Raw genomic sequence first — 17,663 nt, forward strand, 5'->3', positions numbered from 1 at the left:
TGTTAGTTGCTTTAGTTTAGCGCATTGAACGTAAAGTTATATTGAATTAATCTTCACACCATGTTCAATAAAACTTAATATACTTGTGGGTTGGGCCGTCGATGATAAAAATTCAGCAACTACAAATGCTTAATGCGTTAAGCGAAACCGGAACTTTGCAAGGTGCTGCGGAGCAACTGCATCGAACTCAAGCTGCTGTCAGTATGGCACTAAAAAAGCTTGAGGACGATGCAGGGTTCCCGTTATTTAATCGCCAGAGTTACCGCTTGCAACTCACTGCCTATGGTGAGCAGTTTTTGCGCCAGGCACGGGAAGTGCTGCGGCAACAGCAACGCCTGCAATCACTGACCCAACAGCTCCGCGAGGGAGCCGAATCAATTGTCCGTATTTCTTATGATAGAACCTGTGCCCCCAGCTGTTTATTTCCAGCGGTGCAGGCCATGCATGAGCGATATCCAGCCACGGATTTGCACTTATCCGGAGAAGCCCAATTGCGTTCGTTGCGAGCCGTCAGGGAAGGGGATGCCGATTTAGCATTAATTCCGTGGTTACCAGTGTTTCGGCAACACGGTGACTTTGAAACCAAGCGTATCCGCCCGTTTGAGTTGCTGGTCGCTGTTGCCCCGGCACTGGTAGCACGCTATGGCATGCCGGTGCATCGCCGCGATTTGCTGGATATTCCGATGCTCATTCCACAAAACCAAGACATCGGGATTGATCTTGATCAAATGGTTCGGATGCCGGGGCTGCAGCGTATTCGGGTGAATGATTCCATTGCGCAACGAGAGTTATTGGTCGCCGGCATGGGATGGGGGATTATTCCGGGAGATATTGTGCAGGGGGAATTAAGTCGTGGCGAGTTGATTGCCGTTGATATTCCAGATTTTATTCATCAGGTTTATCTCGAAATCCATTTGGTGCGCTCGGCGGAACGAATTGCAGGCCCAGCCGTGCAGCAAATTTGGGAGCATTTCTAGCATTCACCCCATTTATCACAAAGATACACACTTATAGTGTCAGATGAATTTAATTCAGACCTGAAATCACGTATAATTCCAGATACATTATTAACCACAACGGCAAAAGGGGTACCCAGTGCTGCAAGAGTATCGTAAGCATGTTGAAGAGCGGGCTGCAGAAGGCATTCCGCCAAAGCCACTCACCGCAGAGCAAGTGGCTGCATTAGTCGAATTATTGAAGAACCCACCAGCGGGCGAAGAGGATTTCCTGTTTGAACTGCTTGCTGAACGCGTACCACCTGGTGTTGATGAAGCCGCTTATGTGAAAGCTGGTTTTTTATCGGCCATCGTGAAAGGCGAAACAACAAGCCCAGTGATCAGCAAAGAAGCGGCAGTTTCCTTGCTAGGAAACATGCATGGTGGTTACAACATCACCACGTTAATTGAGTTGCTTGATGACGCTGAATTAGCGGAGCTCGCGGCGGCTGAATTAAAGCATACGTTGTTGATGTTTGATGCATTCCACGACGTGGAAGAAAAAATGAAAGCTGGGAATGCCCTAGCGAAAGAAGTGGTTGAATCATGGGCGAACGGGGAATGGTTCACCAGCAATGAACCGTTACCACAGAGCATTAAAGCCACGGTATTTAAAGTAACGGGCGAAACTAATACGGATGACCTGTCACCAGCGCCTGATGCTTGGTCACGTCCAGACATTCCGTTGCATGCCAAAGCCATGTACAAAATGCCACGTGAAGGCATTACCGATGCCGCGAAGCAAATTGAAGAGCTGAAAAAGAAAGGCCACCCAGTTGCTTTCGTTGGTGACGTTGTCGGTACCGGGTCATCACGGAAATCAGCCACTAACTCGGTCTTGTGGTATATCGGTGAAGACATGCCGGGCACTCCAAACAAGCGTGCTGGCGGTATCTGTATTGGTGGGAAAGTTGCACCAATCTTCTTCAACACCATGAAAGACGCGGGTGCGTTAGTGTTTGAAGCCAACGTTGATAAAATGAATATGGGTGATGTCATCACCATTTATCCATACGATGGCAAAATTGAAAATGAAGCGGGCGAAGTCATTGCTGAGTATGATTACTCATCACGGGTAATTTTAGATGAAGTACGCGCAGGTGGTCGGATTAACCTGATCATTGGCCGTGGCTTAACTGAAAAAGCGCGTGAAGCATTAGGTTGGGGCCCATCCGATTTATTCTTGAAGCCTGAGCAACCAGCTGATACAGGCAAAGGTTATACCTTAGCTCAGAAGATGGTTGGTAAGGCATGTGGATTACCAGGCGTGCGCCCAGGTACCTACTGCGAGCCTAAGATGACCACCGTTGGTTCACAAGACACCACCGGCCCAATGACTCGTGATGAATTGAAAGATTTAGCCTGCTTAGGCTTTACTGCCGATTTAACCATGCAGTCATTCTGTCACACCGCGGCGTATCCAAAGCCAGTCGACATTGAAACTCAGCACACGCTGCCAGACTTTATTATGAACCGTGGTGGTGTGAGCTTACGTCCAGGTGACGGGATCATTCACAGCTGGTTGAACCGCATGTTATTGCCTGACACTGTGGGAACAGGTGGCGACTCACACACCCGTTTCCCATTAGGTATTTCCTTCCCAGCAGGTTCTGGTTTAGTCGCGTTTGCGGCTGCCACCGGAGTGATGCCACTAGATATGCCTGAGTCAGTGCTGGTACGTTTCACCGGTGAAATGCAACCTGGTATTACGCTACGTGACTTGGTTCACGCGATTCCATTGTTTGCGATTAAGAAAGGGTTACTGACCGTTGAAAAACGCGGTAAGAAAAACGTTTTCTCAGGACGCATTTTGGAAATTGAAGGCCTTGACCATTTAACGGTTGAGCAAGCGTTTGAGTTGTCTGACGCATCTGCTGAGCGTTCTGCTGCAGGTTGTACCATCAACTTGTCAGAAGAGTCAGTCGCTGAATACTTACGCTCCAACATCACCATGTTACGTTGGATGATCAACGAAGGTTACGGCGATGCGCGTACACTTGAGCGCCGTGCACGGAAGATGGAAGAGTGGTTGGCTAATCCGCAATTGATGCGTGCCGATGCTGATGCTGAATATGCAGAAGTGATCGAAATTGATATGTCGACCATTAAAGAGCCGATTGTGTGCTGTCCAAATGACCCAGATGACGCGAAATTCTTAAGCGATGTCGCGGGTGATAAGGTCGATGAAGTCTTCATTGGTTCATGCATGACCAACATCGGACATTTCCGTGCGGCAGGGAAACTGCTTGAGAAAAACACGCAGGAATTGAGTACCCGCTTGTGGATTGCACCACCAACGAAAATGGATGAGGCACAACTGCGCGAAGAAGGGTATTACGAGATTTACGAGAAGAATGGCGTCCGTACTGAAATGCCAGGCTGCTCACTGTGCATGGGGAACCAAGCGCGTGTTGAGCCAGGTGCGACGGTGCTGTCAACGTCTACTCGGAACTTCCCGAACCGTTTAGGTGATGGTGCGAACGTGTACTTGACCTCTGCTGAATTGGCAGCCGTTGGTGCAATTCTAGGCAAGCTTCCGACTCCGGAAGAGTACATGGTCTATGCGAAAGACATTGATGCCATGGCCGATGAAGTATTCCGCTACCTGAACTTTGACCAAATGGATGCGTTCCGCGAAGCAGAAGCTGCTGCTAAAGCAACGATTATTCCGACCATTCAGTTGTCATAAGTTCGAGCACAACCTTGTAATAAAAAGCCGAGTCAATGACTCGGCTTTTTTATTGTTACCTTTTAGTGCTGAAACACAGCCAGGTATTATTGAGCGTGAGCTTGCACTTGGCTGTCAATCCAATCACGAACTTCTTGTTCCAATACGTCGAGTGGAATGCTGCCATTTTTCAGCACCACGTAGTGGAATTCACGCAAATCAAAGTGACCCCCTAAGGCTGTTTCTGCTTCTTCACGCAACTGGCGAATGAGCATTTCACCCAGCTTGTAAGATAACGCTTGGCCGGGCCAGGTGATATAGCGGTCGATTTCAGTCCGCACGTTGTGCAGGCTGAGGGCAGTGTTGGATGCCATAAACTCCATCGCTTGGTCACGCGACCAACCCATGGCATGCATTCCGGTATCCACGACTAAGCGCGCTGCCCGCCACATTTCATAACTGAGGCGGCCAAAATCGCTATAAGGGTCTTGGTAAAAGCCCATTTCTTGCCCTAACCATTCTGCATACAGCCCCCAGCCTTCACCGAACGCTGAAATGTAGGTGTAACGACGATAGTCGGGTAAGTTTTCCATTTCCCGGGCTAAGGCGCCTTGGAGGTGATGTCCGGGCACTGCTTCATGCAGGGTTAAAGCTTCCATTTGATACAACGGACGGCGCTCTAACGCATAAGTGTTCACCCAATAAAAGCTAGCGCGATCGCTGCGGTTAGTTCCGGCATAGCGGCCCGTGGTGTATTTAGGAGCAATTTCTGCTGGAACTGGCGCAATGCCGTATGGCTGGCGCGGTAATAATTTGAAAAACTTAGGCAATTCGCCATCAGCTTTCTTAGCAATGAAGGCCGCTTCTTTTAATAACTCGGCTTCAGTTTTTGGATAGAACTGCGGGTCATTACGAAGGAAGTCAGTGAACTCTTCGAAGGTTCCTTTAAACCCGGTTTTTTCAATAACCACCGCCATTTCATTGCGAATCCGTTGGACTTCAGCCAACCCGCGCTGGTGAATTTCTGCCGGCGTTAAGTCTAACGTGGTGAAGTGACGAATGCGGTTTTGATAATAGTCCAAGCCGTTCGGTAACTCGCTGGCGCCGACTGATTCACGGCTATTGGGTAAGTAGTCCATCACCATGAAATCAAAAAATGCTTGGTAAGCAGGTACTACGGCTTCGTCAATGACTAGGGCGGCTTGTTGTTGCAACGCTTGCCAATCATCGGCACTGACAAAGATCGGCTTGGGACCACTGAATGGTTGATAAAATAAGCTATCTTGAGGATTTTGCGCGATAAAGGCGGTAATACTTTCTTCAAACCCTTGCATGGCTGCTTTCGGTTGGGTGTAGCCTTTTGCCATGCCCACTTTCAACCAGCCGGTTTGTTGTTCCATGTATCGTGGAATATCTTTCAACCGCGCAACATAGTTGCGGTAGTCATCGACGCTGCGGAAGCTGGCATTGCGCACCATGAAGCCAAGATTACTGTGGAATCCACCCTCGGCGTTCAGCGGCATGTAATGTTCGTTGTAAGTGAAGCCATCAACCTCATTTTTTAGACGATAGGTAATCATGCGGTGGTTAATTTGATTTTGACGTGAGAGCGCGCTGACATCGATCTGTTCAAGTTGGGCTAACCATACACGCTGCTCCGCCGCGCGTTTGGCGAGTGCGTCCGCAGACATATCGGGTAGACGATCACTGGCCCAGGGGTTTTGCGCTTGCAACTGCTTAAAAATGTTATTGGCGAGGGCTTCGTATTGATGATCTGCACTGGCCTGAACTTGGGCTACGTTCGCAGCAGAAGGTGCTTCGGTGGTTGCACACCCTGCTAGGGAAAAGGCAATGGCAGCGGCGATAATTTTGAAACGCATGATTTCTCCGGCTATTCGCTCTATGAATGATATCGTTATAATGTAAAAGATATTTGTTAGACTATGACAGCGACTCCTGTCAATAATAATGGTAGATATGGCATAGCATAAGGGAGACCACAAGCCGATTGCGATTGATGCGCCACTTTTGGCGAGGAACCGCAGCACATCGTGGGATGGATGAGGAAACTATGAACCAACCGCAAACGGGCGTCTACGCAGAACCGAATTTACATGGCATGACCATGCTACTCAATGTCATGACGGACGATGTTGAAGTGATGCAACGCAAGGTTGCGCGAATTCCACAATTACTGGATGAGTTAGAGCGTCGTTTTTCGGAAGCGATGTTGAATGGTTTTGTCGCCATTGGGAGTGATTACTGGGATATTCTTTATCCGTCGGTACGGCCCCTGCAATTAGGCGGCTTTCCGGATTGCAGTGACGGTGATCGACAAACGCCACGCGAGTCTGCTGATTTATTGATCAGCATACGTTCTGACCGCTACGATGTGAATTATCTGGCCGGCCGCACACTCTTGGAGTGGCTTGGGTATGATGTTGAAGTCATTGAGCAGATTACCAGTTTTCGCTATCTCGATGGGCGTGACTTATTTGGTTTTATTGAGGCGCCTGATAATCCTCGCGGGATCCGCCGTCGTGATGTTGCCGTGATTCAAGATGACCCGGTATTTCAAGGGGGGAGTTACTTGTTCACCCAAAAATTTCGTTATGACTTGCGCCGCTGGGAACAATTAAGTGTGACCATTCAAGAGCATGTCATGGGGCGTAAAAAGGTGTCTGGGGAGCGAATCAGCGAGGCAACGTTGAGCCTCGTCACCCATGCCCAAAAGAATCGATTATTGGACGCTAATGAGCAGCCATTAGAGCTGCTCCGACAAAATATGCCTTGGGGAAATTTGCGTGAGCAAGGGCAGTTTGCCATGTACCTCAGCCATCAACCACAGCATGTGGTGCAGTGGTTACGTACGCGCTATCAGGCCGATGACCAAGGGGATTACGACCCCTTATTGGATTACATGGAAGCGGTGGCTAACGCGGCTTATTTTGTACCAGCTATTGAGTTTCTCCAACGCCGTTAGCGTGGTTCTTCAAACAGTTGGCGGACATTTTGTAAGGTAAACTCAATGTCTGCCACTTTCATGGGCGCAATAAAAATTGTGTCGTCACCGGCAATGGTTCCAAGAACGCCTTCTTTTTGTCCCACCGAATCAAGTAATCGAGCGATCAATTGAGCGGCTCCTGGCGTGGTCCGAATAATCACCATCACATCATTGTGCTGTATATCCAAAACAAGTTGATTTAATGGTGCTCGGGTACTTGGGATGCCCAGTTCAGGGGGCAGGCAGTAGACCATTTCTTGGCGTGCGTTGCGCGTGCGAACAGCACCGTACTTGCTCAACATGCGTGAAACTTTGGATTGACTTACGTTGGTAAACCCTTGTTCTTTAAGGGCATCTACAATTTCGCCTTGAGAACCATAGCATTCTTCTTTGAGTAATGCTTTGAAGGCCTCAATCATATCTTCTGGTTTTTTTTGGGGCATGAACTTCGCTCAATTGTTCTAACATCACGTCGTCATCTTAACCTTGAACAACGGGATTGCAACACTTTCGATCGCTGAAACCATGTCGGTTTAGTTGTAATTTTAGCGTAAAAGGAGTAGAGTTTTTTGCCTGAATTTCCCAAATAACTGGATGGAGTCTGAGATGAAAGTTGCAGTTTTAGGTGCGGCTGGTGGTATCGGTCAAGCACTGTCATTGCTTTTAAAAACCCAATTGCCGGTTGGTTCTGAATTAGCCTTGTATGACGTGGCGCCAGTAGTTCCTGGTGTTGCCGTTGATCTCAGTCACATTCCAACCTCAGTGAAAGTCACTGGTTATGGCAAAGACGATTTGAGTACCGCATTGGTGGGCAGCGATGTTGTCCTGATCCCAGCAGGTGTGCCACGTAAGCCTGGCATGGACCGTTCTGACTTGTTTAATATCAACGCAGGAATTGTTGCCAGCTTAGTTGAAGCGATTGCTGATAACTGCCCAAATGCATGCATTGGGATTATCACGAACCCGGTGAATACCACGGTAGCGATTGCGAAGAAAGTGCTCGAGAAGAAAGGTGTGTATAACAAGAACAAACTGTTCGGTGTGACCACCCTTGACGTGATTCGTGCGGAAACCTTTGTTGCTGAAATTCACGGTAAAAACCCAAGTGAAGTGACTGTTCCAGTGATTGGCGGGCACAGCGGTACAACCATTCTGCCGTTGCTGTCACAAACTGGCTTAAGCTTTACCGATGAGCAAATCGAGCAGTTAACTAAGCGAATTCAAAATGCGGGCACCGAAGTGGTTGAAGCAAAAGCTGGCGGTGGTTCAGCAACGCTTTCCATGGGGCAAGCCGCAGCACGTTTTTGCTTATCGCTTGTTAAAGCACTGCAAGGTGATAACAGCGTGGTGGAATACACTTATGTTGAAACCGATGGCGCAGATGCCTTGTTCTTCGCTCACCCAGTTCGTTTGGGCACCAATGGCGTTGAAGAAATTCTGTCCTATGGTGAATTAAGCGACTACGAAGCAAGCGCAAAAGCTGCGATGTTGGATGGTCTTAAAGCAGATATCCAGCTCGGTTTGGACTTCGTTAAGTAAGTTCATCTCTATGGCCGCTAAGCAGAGCCTGTTCGTCCCAATTGGCATCAGTGTTCTGCTTATTGTTGGCTACTATCTCCTAGCGCCTTGGCATCCACAATTGATGTTGCAGGCGCCACAGTTTTATCAAGGCGCTTGGTGGCAGCTCGTCACCGCTCAATTACTTCACCACAACCCACCGCATCTTTGGTTTAATCTTGCCGGGTTGTGGATTCTATGGCTACTCTTTCCGCAGCAGTTTCGTCGCAACCAAGATTGGTGGGTGGTGCTGCCTATTGGTATCGCAAGTAGTCTATTTGAAGTATTATTAAGCCCAGTGAGTTTGACGTATGCCGGTTTTTCCGGTGCTTTATATGGGCTTTATTTTTACGCAGCCGGAAAGGATGCAGTCAATAAACAATGGATTGGTATGCTTGTGATGGTCGGTCTCGCGCTTAAATTAGGCTGGGATTTTATGTACCCTAGTGAAACCGTCCAGCTTGCAGTTTTTGCCCACCTCGGCGGGGTCGTGGCAGCCATGGTGCTGATTCTGCTGGAGCAATATCGGCAGCATTCAGCTTAGGTTGGTCTCACAAAGGGTACGCAATGAGATAAATTGGTGTACACTGAAGACCTTCAATTTATTGTGATAGTGATGCTATGAAGTTATCCGAAATCAATGCCTTAATGGCTGATGATATGGCTGGTGTGAACCAGCTGATTAGCTCCCAGCTGCAGTCTGATGTCGCACTGGTGAATCAATTAGGCATGTATATTGTGAATAGTGGCGGCAAACGCTTGCGACCATTATTAGCGGTCACAGCAGCTCGTGCCGTGGGGTACCGTGGTGAAGGGCATTTAACCTTGGCCACCATCATCGAATTCATTCACACCGCTACCCTGTTACATGATGATGTGGTTGATGCCTCAGAGTTGCGTCGCGGGAAAGAAACAGCGAATGCACTGTTTGGCAACGAAGCCAGTGTCTTGGTCGGTGACTTCCTTTATACCCGAGCGTTTCAACTTATGGTGACGCTAAACTCGATGAAGGTCATGGGCATTTTAGCCGATGCCACCAACATGATTTCGGAAGGTGAAGTATTGCAGTTGATGAACTGCAATGACCCCGATACGACGGAAGCCAGCTACTTTGAAGTGATTTACGGAAAAACTGGAAAGTTGTTTGAAGCAGCGACTCAATTGGGTGCGGTGTTAGCAGAACAACCACCTGCCGTTGAAGTCGCATTAGCTGCCTATGGTCGTCATTTGGGAACCGCATTCCAATTGGTGGATGACTTACTGGACTACACCTCCAACAGCGAAACCATGGGCAAAGAGGCCGGTGATGATCTCGCTGAAGGGAAACCGACCTTGCCGTTGCTCTATGCCATGTGGAATGGCGACGAGGCTGAATCTGCGTTAATTCGTAGTGCCATTGAACAAGGCAATGGGCGCGAGCTATTAGGAGAAGTCTTGACCATTATGGAGCGGACTGGAGCTCTAGATTACACACGAGAGCACGCATTGAAAGAAGCCGCTTTGGCACAAGAGCAGCTGATTGCATTACCTGACTCGCCCTATCGCGATGCTCTGTATGCGCTGGCCGATATTGCCGTAGAACGGGTGGCGTAATCGAGAGCCAATTGGGGCTTTACTCACCGCATGAGTTCGAGTACAATTCGCGGCCTGAATTTATTTCAATTTAAGCCCCTCAGGGGGATCGGAGAAAAACATGTACGCAGTATTCCAAAGTGGCGGTAAGCAACACCGTGTAACTGAAGGCCAAATCGTCCGCCTGGAAAAACTGGAAGCAGCCACAGGTGATGTGGTTGAGTTCGACCAAGTATTGATGGTGTCGAACGGTGACGACGTTAAAATCGGCGCACCTTTTGTTTCTGGTGGCTCTGTTAAGGCGGAAATTATCAATCATGGTCGTGCTGACAAAGTGAACATTATCAAGTTCCGTCGTCGTAAGCATCACATGAAGCGTCAAGGTCATCGTCAGTGGTTCACCGAAGTGAAAATCACTGGTATCAACGGTTAATTTAAGGAGTAACGACAGATGGCACACAAGAAAGCCGCAGGTTCCACACGTAACGGTCGTGACTCAGAAAGTAAGCGTCTTGGTGTTAAGCGCTTCGGTGGTGAGTCGGTATTAGCTGGTAGCATCATTGTTCGTCAACGTGGTACTAAGTTCCACGCTGGTGACAACGTTGGTATCGGTCGTGACCACACTTTGTTCGCATTAGTGGACGGTAAAGTTTCCTTCGCGGAAAAAGGTCCGAACAACCGTAAGTTCGTTAGCATCGTTACTGAATAATCAGCAATGATGTCGTAGCCGCCCCATAAGGCAGGCGCGAACGAGCCTTTACGGTGATAGATGAAATAGACAAACCCCGTCCGCAGTGACGGGGTTTTTTGCTTGTTAGCAGGTAGGTTTAAGATGAAGTTTGTAGATGAAGCCGAAATTCGCGTCGAAGCCGGTGATGGTGGTAACGGCGTCGTTAGCTTCCGTCGTGAAAAGTATATCCCTAAAGGCGGACCTGATGGGGGTGATGGCGGCGATGGCGGCGATGTGTATCTTGAGGCGGATGAAAATCTTAATACCTTAATCGACTACCGTTTTGAACGCTTTCACCGTGCTGAGCGGGGTGAAAATGGCGCAGGCAAAAACTGCACGGGTAAACGTGGCGCAGATTTAGTGCTTAAGGTGCCTGTGGGAACACGGGCAACGGATGTGGATACCGGTGAAGTGATTGGTGATCTTACCAAGCATGGTCAACGGCGCATGGTGGCCAAAGGCGGCTTCCATGGGTTAGGGAATGCCCGTTTTAAAAGTTCAACCAACCGCGCGCCACGCCAAAAAACCATGGGTACTCCCGGTGAAATTCGAACCTTGAAGTTAGAATTGATGTTGTTGGCGGACGTGGGTTTGTTAGGCATGCCGAATGCGGGTAAATCCACCTTTATTCGTTCCGTGTCCGCAGCGAAACCTAAAGTTGCGGATTATCCGTTTACCACCTTGGTGCCTAACCTAGGAGTGGTGCGGCCAGCTCCGCATGCAACCTTTGTGATTGCTGACATTCCTGGCCTGATTGAAGGGGCCGCGGAAGGGGCTGGGTTAGGGATCCGGTTTTTAAAGCACTTGGAACGTTGTCGCTTGCTGTTGCATTTGGTGGATATTGCTCCTTATGATGAAAGCGATCCTGCTGAACAGGCTGTGAAAATTGTCAATGAATTAGAAAAGTATGATGCTGAGTTAGCCAGTAAGCCGCGTTGGTTGGTGGTGAATAAGGTTGATTTATTGACGGCTGAAGAAGTGAACGAACGGATTCAACAAATTAAAGATGCATTAGCTTGGGATGGCCCTGTGTACCAAATTTCCGGTTTGACGCACCAAGGCACTGAAGCGCTCTGTAAAGAAATCCTGCATTACCTTGAAAGCTTGCCAAAACCAGAAGTGGCTGACGAAGAAGCTGCTCCGGTTGAGTTTAAGTGGGACGATTATCATCGTCAGCAACTCGCTGATTTCGACGATTTTGATGACGATTACGATGACGATGATTACGATGATGATGACGGTACTGAAGTTATCTATCAGAAGTAATTATGCACGCGATTGAAGGGAGAGCGGATTCATGCGAATAGCACTGGTTGCGGCAATGGCTGCCAATCGTGTCATCGGTAAAGATGGTCGTATGCCTTGGCACTTGCCGGCTGAATTACAGCATTTCAAACGGGTGACCTTAGGCAAACCCGTGGTAATGGGGCGGACAACCTTTGAATCCATTGGTCGGCCGTTACCAGGGCGGACCAATATCGTGCTAAGCCGCCAAGTCGCAGCACCTCGGATTGATTCGCAAGGGGTGGTGTGGGTCAATTCGCCTGCCCAAGCCATTGCCGCGGCAGCAGACGCTGAAGAATTGATGGTGATTGGCGGCGGTCATATTTATCGTGAGTTCCTCCCCCACGCCACACGTCTTTATCTGACGGAAATTGAGCTTGAGACAGCAGGGGATACCTTTTTCCCTGATTTTCAGGCTGAAGCAACCTGGAGCTGTGTTGAGCAGGAACTCCATCCCGCTGATACGAACAATGCTTATTCGTTTGTTACAAAAATATTTGATCGGTGCTGATTCTTCGGCTATCGCAATTTGATTGTAAACACGCTGTTAAATAACGGATATTGTTAACAATATAATCCGTTGCAGAGCGAATACAGGCTGGCTAACATAGTTTGCAATCTTAGTAACTGTGAGTAGCTATGACGAGTCGCAAGTTGGTTCAGCAAGGCCTCATTGGGGCGTTGGGTTTCGTGCTTTATGCGGGAGCACAAGCGGCGGTTGCCCAAACTTATATCACGTCGATTGGTGATGAGCTCGCATTGTTATTTTGTAGCCAAGTTCGTTATAACAACACCAGTCAGTTCCGTAATACCCTCCGTGAATACCGGTTGCGTATTCGTGATATATATCCACGCGTACGCTGTAACGGTGAAACCATGATTCAATTTGCCCAGCGCCATCAAGCTGTGGACATGGGGTTATTCTTAGCGGCGAGTGTCCCATTACGTGAGCTTGAAGCTTCGGATGATAGAACATGGTCAGAGAAACTTCCCGAGCATAATGTTATTCGGCAAGCCATTGAACAGCGCTTTGAATAGCGCCGCCTAAGTCATCTATACAAAGATTTACAGTTTGTTACTTCCCCCTCTTCGTGACACCCGCTAAACTAGTGCTAATTGTTACAACTGGATAACAAACTATGCATTATCAGGGATTGTTAGGGATTATATTTCTCGTTGCTATGGCGACGCCACTCGCTCCAGCCCATGCGCAAGCAGCAGCGAAGTTAGAGTCATGCTATTTACCTCGAATTAAGGAGCAAGTGCTTTGTGGGCAACTGCAAGTCCCCGAGGATTATGAGCAACCTTCGGCGCGACAAATCAGTATCAATTACGCCGTACTACCCGCGATAAGAGAAAACAAGAAACCGGATCCTTTGGTGATTTTGGCAGGTGGCCCAGGCCAAGCTGCAACTGAATTAGCCGCAATGATCGATCGCGTGTTTAGTGACGTTCGTAAGCAGCGGGATATCGTCTTAATCGATCAGCGGGGCACCGGAAAATCCAATCCCCTGTCGTGTCAATTAAGTTATGTCGACGAGTTGGTCAAGGCTGATGACGATGTCGAGCTGACGCGCATTGCCGGTGAATGTTTAGCGCAGTTTAACGACATTGATTTAACTCAATACCATACCGTGAATGCCGTGCGCGATTTTGAAGCGGTACGGGAACATTTAGGCTACTCCCAAGTGAACCTTTATGGCGGTTCGTATGGCAGTCGTGTTGGGCTGGTCTATTTACGTGAAGCGCCGGCCTCGGTTCGCGCCACCATCCTCGATGCCGTGGCGCCGCCAGAAGTGGTGGTGGGGCCATTTGGTTTACACGGTGCGCAGTCATTTAATATGCTCTTAGACCAATGTGCCGCATCACCCGATTGCGCGAAAACTTTCCCCAATTTGTCACAACTGTATCAAGAGACGTTACAGCAATTAACCGACCATCCAGTGGCATTAACGGTTAAGGACCCGCTCTCCAACGAACCTACCGATATGTTAATTACCGCAGGGCGCTTTACCTCGGTGATGCGGGTTGGGTTATATCATCCCATGACACGGCAACTGCTCCCTTATGTGATTCAGCAAACCCATCTGGGTAATTACACGCCATTAGTTGGGTTATTAGGCAGCACGATGGCCCAAGCTGAAATGTATATGGGTTTAACCTTATCCGTATTGTGTAGCGAAGATTTACCGCGGGCAACGGACGAAATACTGGCTGCGGATGGTGATAATGATTTTATTGGCAGTCGTACTGCTGACGCTTTCATTGAAATGTGTTCTGTGTGGCCGCAAGCGTTTCGTCCGAACTCTTGGTTTGAGCCGGTCGTAAGTGATGTGCCTAGTTTATTGTTGTCGGGCCGTTTGGACCCAGTTACTCCACCTACATGGGGAGCGTTGGCGGCGCAAACATTAACGCAGAGTCGTCACCTGATTGCACCGCAAGGTTCTCACACGATTGTGAGCCATACCTGTGCGAATAAGTTAGTGGCACAGTTTCTTGATACTCTCGACTTGGCAGCTTTGGATGAGAGCTGTCTGCACCAACAAAAACCTTTACCCTTTGTGCTTAACGCCAACGGTAAAGGAATGTAAGGCCGCGTAGCATGATAGAAGTGAACGAACTTAGAAAACAATTTGGTCAAGTGACTGCGTTGGATGGGCTCTCTTTTACTGCGCCCGAAGGCCAAATTACCGGCTTGCTGGGCCCCAATGGCGCAGGCAAAACTACTTGCTTACGTACCATTTATGGACTGTTGAAAGCCGATTTAGGACAGGCGTTAATTGATGGCGTTGATGCGAGTGCAGAGCCGTTAGCGGCGCGGAAGAAAATTGGTATTTTCCCGGATAAATTTGGCTTATATGAGCGGCTGACAGCACGTGAGCAAGTGGCTTATTTTGCGCAACTACACGGGATGAACAAAGTCGATGCGGCGGTGGCTGTACAACAGGTGTTTGAACGTTTAGATATGTTAGCCATTGCAGATCGACGGGCCACCGGGTTTTCTCAAGGGCAACGAATGAAAGTGGCGTTAGCACAAGCCATTGTGCACCATCCTAAACATTTAATCTTGGACGAACCAAGCCGAGGCTTGGATGTGATGAGTACACGCATTTTGCGTGACTTATTGCGCGAACTACGTCAGCAAGGTACCAGTATTTTGTTTTCCAGCCACGTGATGCAAGAAGTCGCCGCCTTGTGTGACCAAGTGGTGGTTGTTGCAGGTGGTAAAGTGGCGGCTCAAGGGACCCCAGAAGAGCTGTGTGAATTAACGGGTGAAACCGCATTGGAAGAAGCCTTTGTGAAAATTATTGGTACTGATGAAGGAATTGCGGCATGAGTGGTCGGTCTCGTAAGTTTTCACAAAGCCTCACCCGAATTGTTTTAATGAAAGAGCTGCGTGACGCCATCCGTGACAAACGGTCGGTCATGGCGGCGATGTCCTACGCCTTTTTTGGACCCTTGTTGATGGCTGTTGCGTTTTTCTTTTTAATTAGCCAATTAACCGATCCCAGTGATGTCGAAATTGATATTCAAGGGGCCGAGCATGCGCCAGCTTTCATCGACTTTTTAGCGCAACGTGGGATTGTCGAACGCCAACAGGCGTGGCCAGCAGGGCAACATCCAATTACGCTTGAAATTGGTGCTGATTGGGCCTCAAACATCGCGCAAGCGTTGCCTGCTCCGGTAACGCTGACGGCTGATTTTAGCTCAACCAAACAGCGCTCGGACATTCGTCGGATTGAGCAAGCTCTGGAAGGCTACAGTCAGCAAATCGCTTATGTTCGGTTGCAAATGCGTGGGCTTGATCCCCGTGTGATGCAGCCCATTGATGTGATCAAACAAGATACCGCCACCAAGGGGTCACGGTCGGCGCTGATTATGGGCAGTGCGATGATTTTTATCCTGTTGTCTGTGTTTTTCTCAGGAATGAACGTGGCCATCGACATTAGCGCTGGTGAGCGCGAGCGTAATTCACTGGAACTTTTGTTGTCCCAACCCATTCCCACGCAGCAATTGGTCATGGGGAAAGCCCTTGCCGCAAGTTGCTTTGCGATGGCAGGCGGCGTGCTGAGTGTGGTGCTGATCCCTTGGGTATTCCAATTCCTGCCGTTACATGAAATAGGCATTAGTGTGGTGATTTCGGCAAGTGATATTTTGCTCATGGCGGTGATGTTATTGCCTTTAGCGCTGTTTGCCACCGCTTTGCAATTGTTTGTGAGTTTCCGGGCCAAAAGCTTTAAAGAGGCGCAAACTTATATTTCCTTTGTGCTGATGCTGCCAATGATGGTGGTATTCGGGGTGGAATTTACGAACACTAAGAATCCGCTCCTCTATTATGCACCGCTCACAGGTCAGCACCAGGCTCTCTTAGATATCATCAAAGGTGAAATGATTCAGTGGCTACCGCTGGCTATCAGTAGCCTGGTGACGCTCTTGGTTGGCTGGATTATTTTGCGCTTGATTGGTCGTATGTTGGCTAGCGAGAAAGTGGTATTTGGTCTATAAGACCGTACCAGCCATAGTAGAGTCGCTGCGCGATACGCCGCAACCGAGGCAAGGGAAAGCGAGGTAGCGGCGTTTGATAGAAGGGCAATGCAGGCAATGGTTCGCCCATGGCTAATTGCGCGACTCGTTGCCCTGCCAGTTGCGCAAAGGTAACGCCAGCACCACAATAGCCCATACTGGTAAAGACACCGTCGGCTGGTTGATACACCCTGGGGTAGTTATCAAATGCGGCGGCAACCCACCCGCTCCAAAAATAAGCGGGCGGCTCTAGCAGTAAATCTTGCAAGGTTGGGAAGGTCGCGACTAACGCCCGCAACAACCGATCCGCATAACGTGAATGTTCTGCGTCTTTGCCCCGCACTGCACCACGCCCTCCAAATAATAACCGTCCATCAGGCAACAATCGAAAATAGTACTTGAGGGTGCGGGTATCCATCACCAGTTCACGTGGGCTCAGTGCAATGGATTGTTGCTCTAATGCAGTTAATGGGCGAGTTACCAATACACTGGAGAGAATGGGTAAGGTTCGGCCATGAACACTGGCGTGTAGCTGGTTAGGCGTGTAACCGTTGGTAGCAATAATCACTTTGGCGGCCTGAATGCCCCCCCGTGAGGTTTGCAGGTGGTGTGGATAGGCACCGCCGGGCATGGTCTGCCAATCGGTCACGGTGGCATGAGTGACCAATTGAACATTCGCTGCCGCTGCTTGACGGGCGATGCTCGCCAAGAGCAGTAATGGATTCAGTCCAAAGCTTTGAGGATAGTGAATAGCTGCATAAGCGTTGGGACTGCGCACGCGCGTTTGAATGTCGGCTTGGTTGAGCCAGCTGGTCGCGGGCTCATAGTGGACTAATCGTTCATACTGACGATATAACTCCGCCACAGTACGAGGGTGATGGGCGATTTTTAAGTAGCCACCCAGTTGTGCTTGTAATTGTTCCGGGCAGGCCTGCTGATGGCGTTCGAGCCGAGCAAATGCTGCTTGGTATTCGTGTTGAATGGCTTGAGCAACAGCCTCGCCATACTTTGTTTGCCAATGGGAGTAACCTAAACGACCAGTGCCCGGCATCGCAAAGCCTGCATTACGTGTTGAACAGCCCCAGCCTAAGTCATTGGCCTCGACCACCACAACTTCCTGTTGGTAGCGTTCAGCGAGCTCTAAGGCCGCATTTAAGCCGGTGTAGCCAGCGCCTATCACAACTACTTCAGCAGTGGCAGGAAGTATCGCAGAGGTTGATGGCCAGAGAGGTTGGGTATGGGCATGCCAGTAACTTGGTGCTGGTGCTGCCTGCGGGCCGGGAGCGACATGGTACAGAGGGTCGTACATCCAACCTCCTAGGGTTCGGT

At 49.2% G+C, this 17,663-nt stretch carries 17 protein-coding genes; 14 read left to right on the top strand and 3 right to left on the bottom strand.

The window, feature by feature from the left end:
• Positions 1–101 precede the first annotated feature (101 nt).
• Both BLP64_RS03555 and acnB read left to right on the top strand, forming a co-directional pair.
• Positions 102–977 (top strand): LysR family transcriptional regulator, encoded by an 876-nt coding sequence (locus tag BLP64_RS03555; protein WP_233340094.1) that lies wholly within the window; start codon positions 102–104, stop codon positions 975–977.
• 118 nt (positions 978–1,095) lie between these two features.
• The gene (gene acnB, locus BLP64_RS03560) at positions 1,096–3,684 is read left to right on the top strand and encodes a bifunctional aconitate hydratase 2/2-methylisocitrate dehydratase (RefSeq protein WP_092591826.1); all 2,589 of its coding nucleotides are present in this window, start codon (positions 1,096–1,098) and stop codon (positions 3,682–3,684) included.
• Between the two features lie 86 nt (positions 3,685–3,770).
• Here the strand turns inward: acnB and BLP64_RS03565 are convergent, their stop codons facing one another.
• Positions 3,771–5,543 (bottom strand): DUF885 domain-containing protein, encoded by a 1,773-nt coding sequence (locus BLP64_RS03565; protein WP_092591828.1) that lies wholly within the window; start codon positions 5,541–5,543, stop codon positions 3,771–3,773.
• A 191-nt stretch (positions 5,544–5,734) separates the two neighbouring features.
• Between BLP64_RS03565 and BLP64_RS03570 the strand changes: the two genes are divergently transcribed.
• A complete protein-coding gene (locus BLP64_RS03570) occupies positions 5,735–6,646 on the top strand; it encodes a Dyp-type peroxidase (protein WP_092592119.1) in 912 nt (303 codons plus the stop codon).
• On the opposite strand, the gene argR is transcribed toward BLP64_RS03570, so the two are convergent.
• Positions 6,643–7,110: a transcriptional regulator ArgR gene (gene argR / locus BLP64_RS03575; protein ID WP_092591830.1), complete on the bottom strand. Its 468-nt coding sequence runs from the start codon at positions 7,108–7,110 to the stop codon at positions 6,643–6,645. The genes BLP64_RS03570 and argR overlap by 4 nt on opposite strands.
• Positions 7,111–7,273: 163 nt before the next feature.
• Here argR and mdh point away from each other — a divergent pair, with 163 nt between their 5' ends.
• From mdh to BLP64_RS03630, 11 genes are all read left to right on the top strand, one after another.
• Entirely contained in the window at positions 7,274–8,206 is a 933-nt protein-coding gene (gene mdh, locus BLP64_RS03580) for a malate dehydrogenase (protein ID WP_092591832.1), read from the top strand.
• 10 nt (positions 8,207–8,216) lie between these two features.
• Positions 8,217–8,768, top strand: coding sequence for a rhombosortase (gene rrtA, locus BLP64_RS03585; protein ID WP_176754905.1), 552 nt, complete (start codon positions 8,217–8,219; stop codon positions 8,766–8,768).
• 77 nt (positions 8,769–8,845) lie between these two features.
• Positions 8,846–9,817, top strand: coding sequence for an octaprenyl diphosphate synthase (ispB, locus tag BLP64_RS03590; RefSeq protein ID WP_092591836.1), 972 nt, complete (start codon positions 8,846–8,848; stop codon positions 9,815–9,817).
• A gap of 100 nt (positions 9,818–9,917) precedes the next feature.
• Positions 9,918–10,229 carry a 50S ribosomal protein L21 gene (rplU, locus tag BLP64_RS03595; protein WP_092591838.1) on the top strand — a complete coding sequence of 104 codons (312 nt, stop codon included), beginning with the start codon at positions 9,918–9,920 and terminating at the stop codon, positions 10,227–10,229.
• An 18-nt stretch (positions 10,230–10,247) separates the two neighbouring features.
• Entirely contained in the window at positions 10,248–10,505 is a 258-nt protein-coding gene (gene rpmA / locus BLP64_RS03600) for a 50S ribosomal protein L27 (RefSeq protein ID WP_092591840.1), read from the top strand.
• 123 nt (positions 10,506–10,628) lie between these two features.
• Positions 10,629–11,792, top strand: a complete 1,164-nt coding sequence (gene cgtA / locus BLP64_RS03605; RefSeq protein WP_092591842.1) for an Obg family GTPase CgtA — start codon at positions 10,629–10,631, stop codon at positions 11,790–11,792.
• 31 nt (positions 11,793–11,823) lie between these two features.
• A complete protein-coding gene (gene folA / locus BLP64_RS03610; RefSeq protein ID WP_092591844.1) occupies positions 11,824–12,321 on the top strand; it encodes a type 3 dihydrofolate reductase in 498 nt (165 codons plus the stop codon).
• 128 nt (positions 12,322–12,449) lie between these two features.
• Positions 12,450–12,848 carry a DUF3718 domain-containing protein gene (locus tag BLP64_RS03615; protein WP_092591846.1) on the top strand — a complete coding sequence of 133 codons (399 nt, stop codon included), beginning with the start codon at positions 12,450–12,452 and terminating at the stop codon, positions 12,846–12,848.
• Positions 12,849–12,949: 101 nt separating this feature from the next.
• Positions 12,950–14,401, top strand: coding sequence for an alpha/beta hydrolase (locus tag BLP64_RS03620; RefSeq protein WP_092591848.1), 1,452 nt, complete (start codon positions 12,950–12,952; stop codon positions 14,399–14,401).
• 11 nt (positions 14,402–14,412) lie between these two features.
• Positions 14,413–15,147, top strand: coding sequence for an ABC transporter ATP-binding protein (locus BLP64_RS03625; RefSeq protein ID WP_092591850.1), 735 nt, complete (start codon positions 14,413–14,415; stop codon positions 15,145–15,147).
• Positions 15,144–16,316 (top strand): ABC transporter permease, encoded by a 1,173-nt coding sequence (locus BLP64_RS03630; RefSeq protein ID WP_176754906.1) that lies wholly within the window; start codon positions 15,144–15,146, stop codon positions 16,314–16,316. The genes BLP64_RS03625 and BLP64_RS03630 overlap by 4 nt, the downstream gene beginning before the upstream one ends.
• Here BLP64_RS03630 and BLP64_RS03635 read toward each other — a convergent pair.
• Positions 16,288–17,643 carry an NAD(P)/FAD-dependent oxidoreductase gene (locus BLP64_RS03635; protein ID WP_092591852.1) on the bottom strand — a complete coding sequence of 452 codons (1,356 nt, stop codon included), beginning with the start codon at positions 17,641–17,643 and terminating at the stop codon, positions 16,288–16,290. The two genes, BLP64_RS03630 and BLP64_RS03635, sit on opposite strands and share 29 nt — an antisense overlap.
• Positions 17,644–17,663: the final 20 nt, after the last annotated feature.

It is taken from the genome of Pseudidiomarina indica, from assembly GCF_900104245.1.
Lineage (GTDB): Bacteria > Pseudomonadota > Gammaproteobacteria > Enterobacterales > Alteromonadaceae > Pseudidiomarina > Pseudidiomarina indica.

Bases quoted from the DNA above. Each gene is read 5' to 3' on its own strand.
- BLP64_RS03555 (WP_233340094.1), top strand. From the start codon at position 102: ATGATAAAAATTCAGCAACTACAAATGCTTAATGCGTTAAGCGAAACC.
- BLP64_RS03565 (WP_092591828.1), bottom strand. From the start codon at position 5,543: ATGCGTTTCAAAATTATCGCCGCTGCCATTGCCTTTTCCCTAGCAGGG.
- BLP64_RS03570 (WP_092592119.1), top strand. From the start codon at position 5,735: ATGAACCAACCGCAAACGGGCGTCTACGCAGAACCGAATTTACATGGC.
- argR (WP_092591830.1), bottom strand. From the start codon at position 7,110: ATGCCCCAAAAAAAACCAGAAGATATGATTGAGGCCTTCAAAGCATTA.
- mdh (WP_092591832.1), top strand. From the start codon at position 7,274: ATGAAAGTTGCAGTTTTAGGTGCGGCTGGTGGTATCGGTCAAGCACTG.
- rrtA (WP_176754905.1), top strand. From the start codon at position 8,217: ATGGCCGCTAAGCAGAGCCTGTTCGTCCCAATTGGCATCAGTGTTCTG.
- ispB (WP_092591836.1), top strand. From the start codon at position 8,846: ATGAAGTTATCCGAAATCAATGCCTTAATGGCTGATGATATGGCTGGT.
- rplU (WP_092591838.1), top strand. From the start codon at position 9,918: ATGTACGCAGTATTCCAAAGTGGCGGTAAGCAACACCGTGTAACTGAA.
- rpmA (WP_092591840.1), top strand. From the start codon at position 10,248: ATGGCACACAAGAAAGCCGCAGGTTCCACACGTAACGGTCGTGACTCA.
- cgtA (WP_092591842.1), top strand. From the start codon at position 10,629: ATGAAGTTTGTAGATGAAGCCGAAATTCGCGTCGAAGCCGGTGATGGT.
- folA (WP_092591844.1), top strand. From the start codon at position 11,824: ATGCGAATAGCACTGGTTGCGGCAATGGCTGCCAATCGTGTCATCGGT.
- BLP64_RS03615 (WP_092591846.1), top strand. From the start codon at position 12,450: ATGACGAGTCGCAAGTTGGTTCAGCAAGGCCTCATTGGGGCGTTGGGT.
- BLP64_RS03620 (WP_092591848.1), top strand. From the start codon at position 12,950: ATGCATTATCAGGGATTGTTAGGGATTATATTTCTCGTTGCTATGGCG.
- BLP64_RS03625 (WP_092591850.1), top strand. From the start codon at position 14,413: ATGATAGAAGTGAACGAACTTAGAAAACAATTTGGTCAAGTGACTGCG.
- BLP64_RS03630 (WP_176754906.1), top strand. From the start codon at position 15,144: ATGAGTGGTCGGTCTCGTAAGTTTTCACAAAGCCTCACCCGAATTGTT.
- BLP64_RS03635 (WP_092591852.1), bottom strand. From the start codon at position 17,643: ATGTACGACCCTCTGTACCATGTCGCTCCCGGCCCGCAGGCAGCACCA.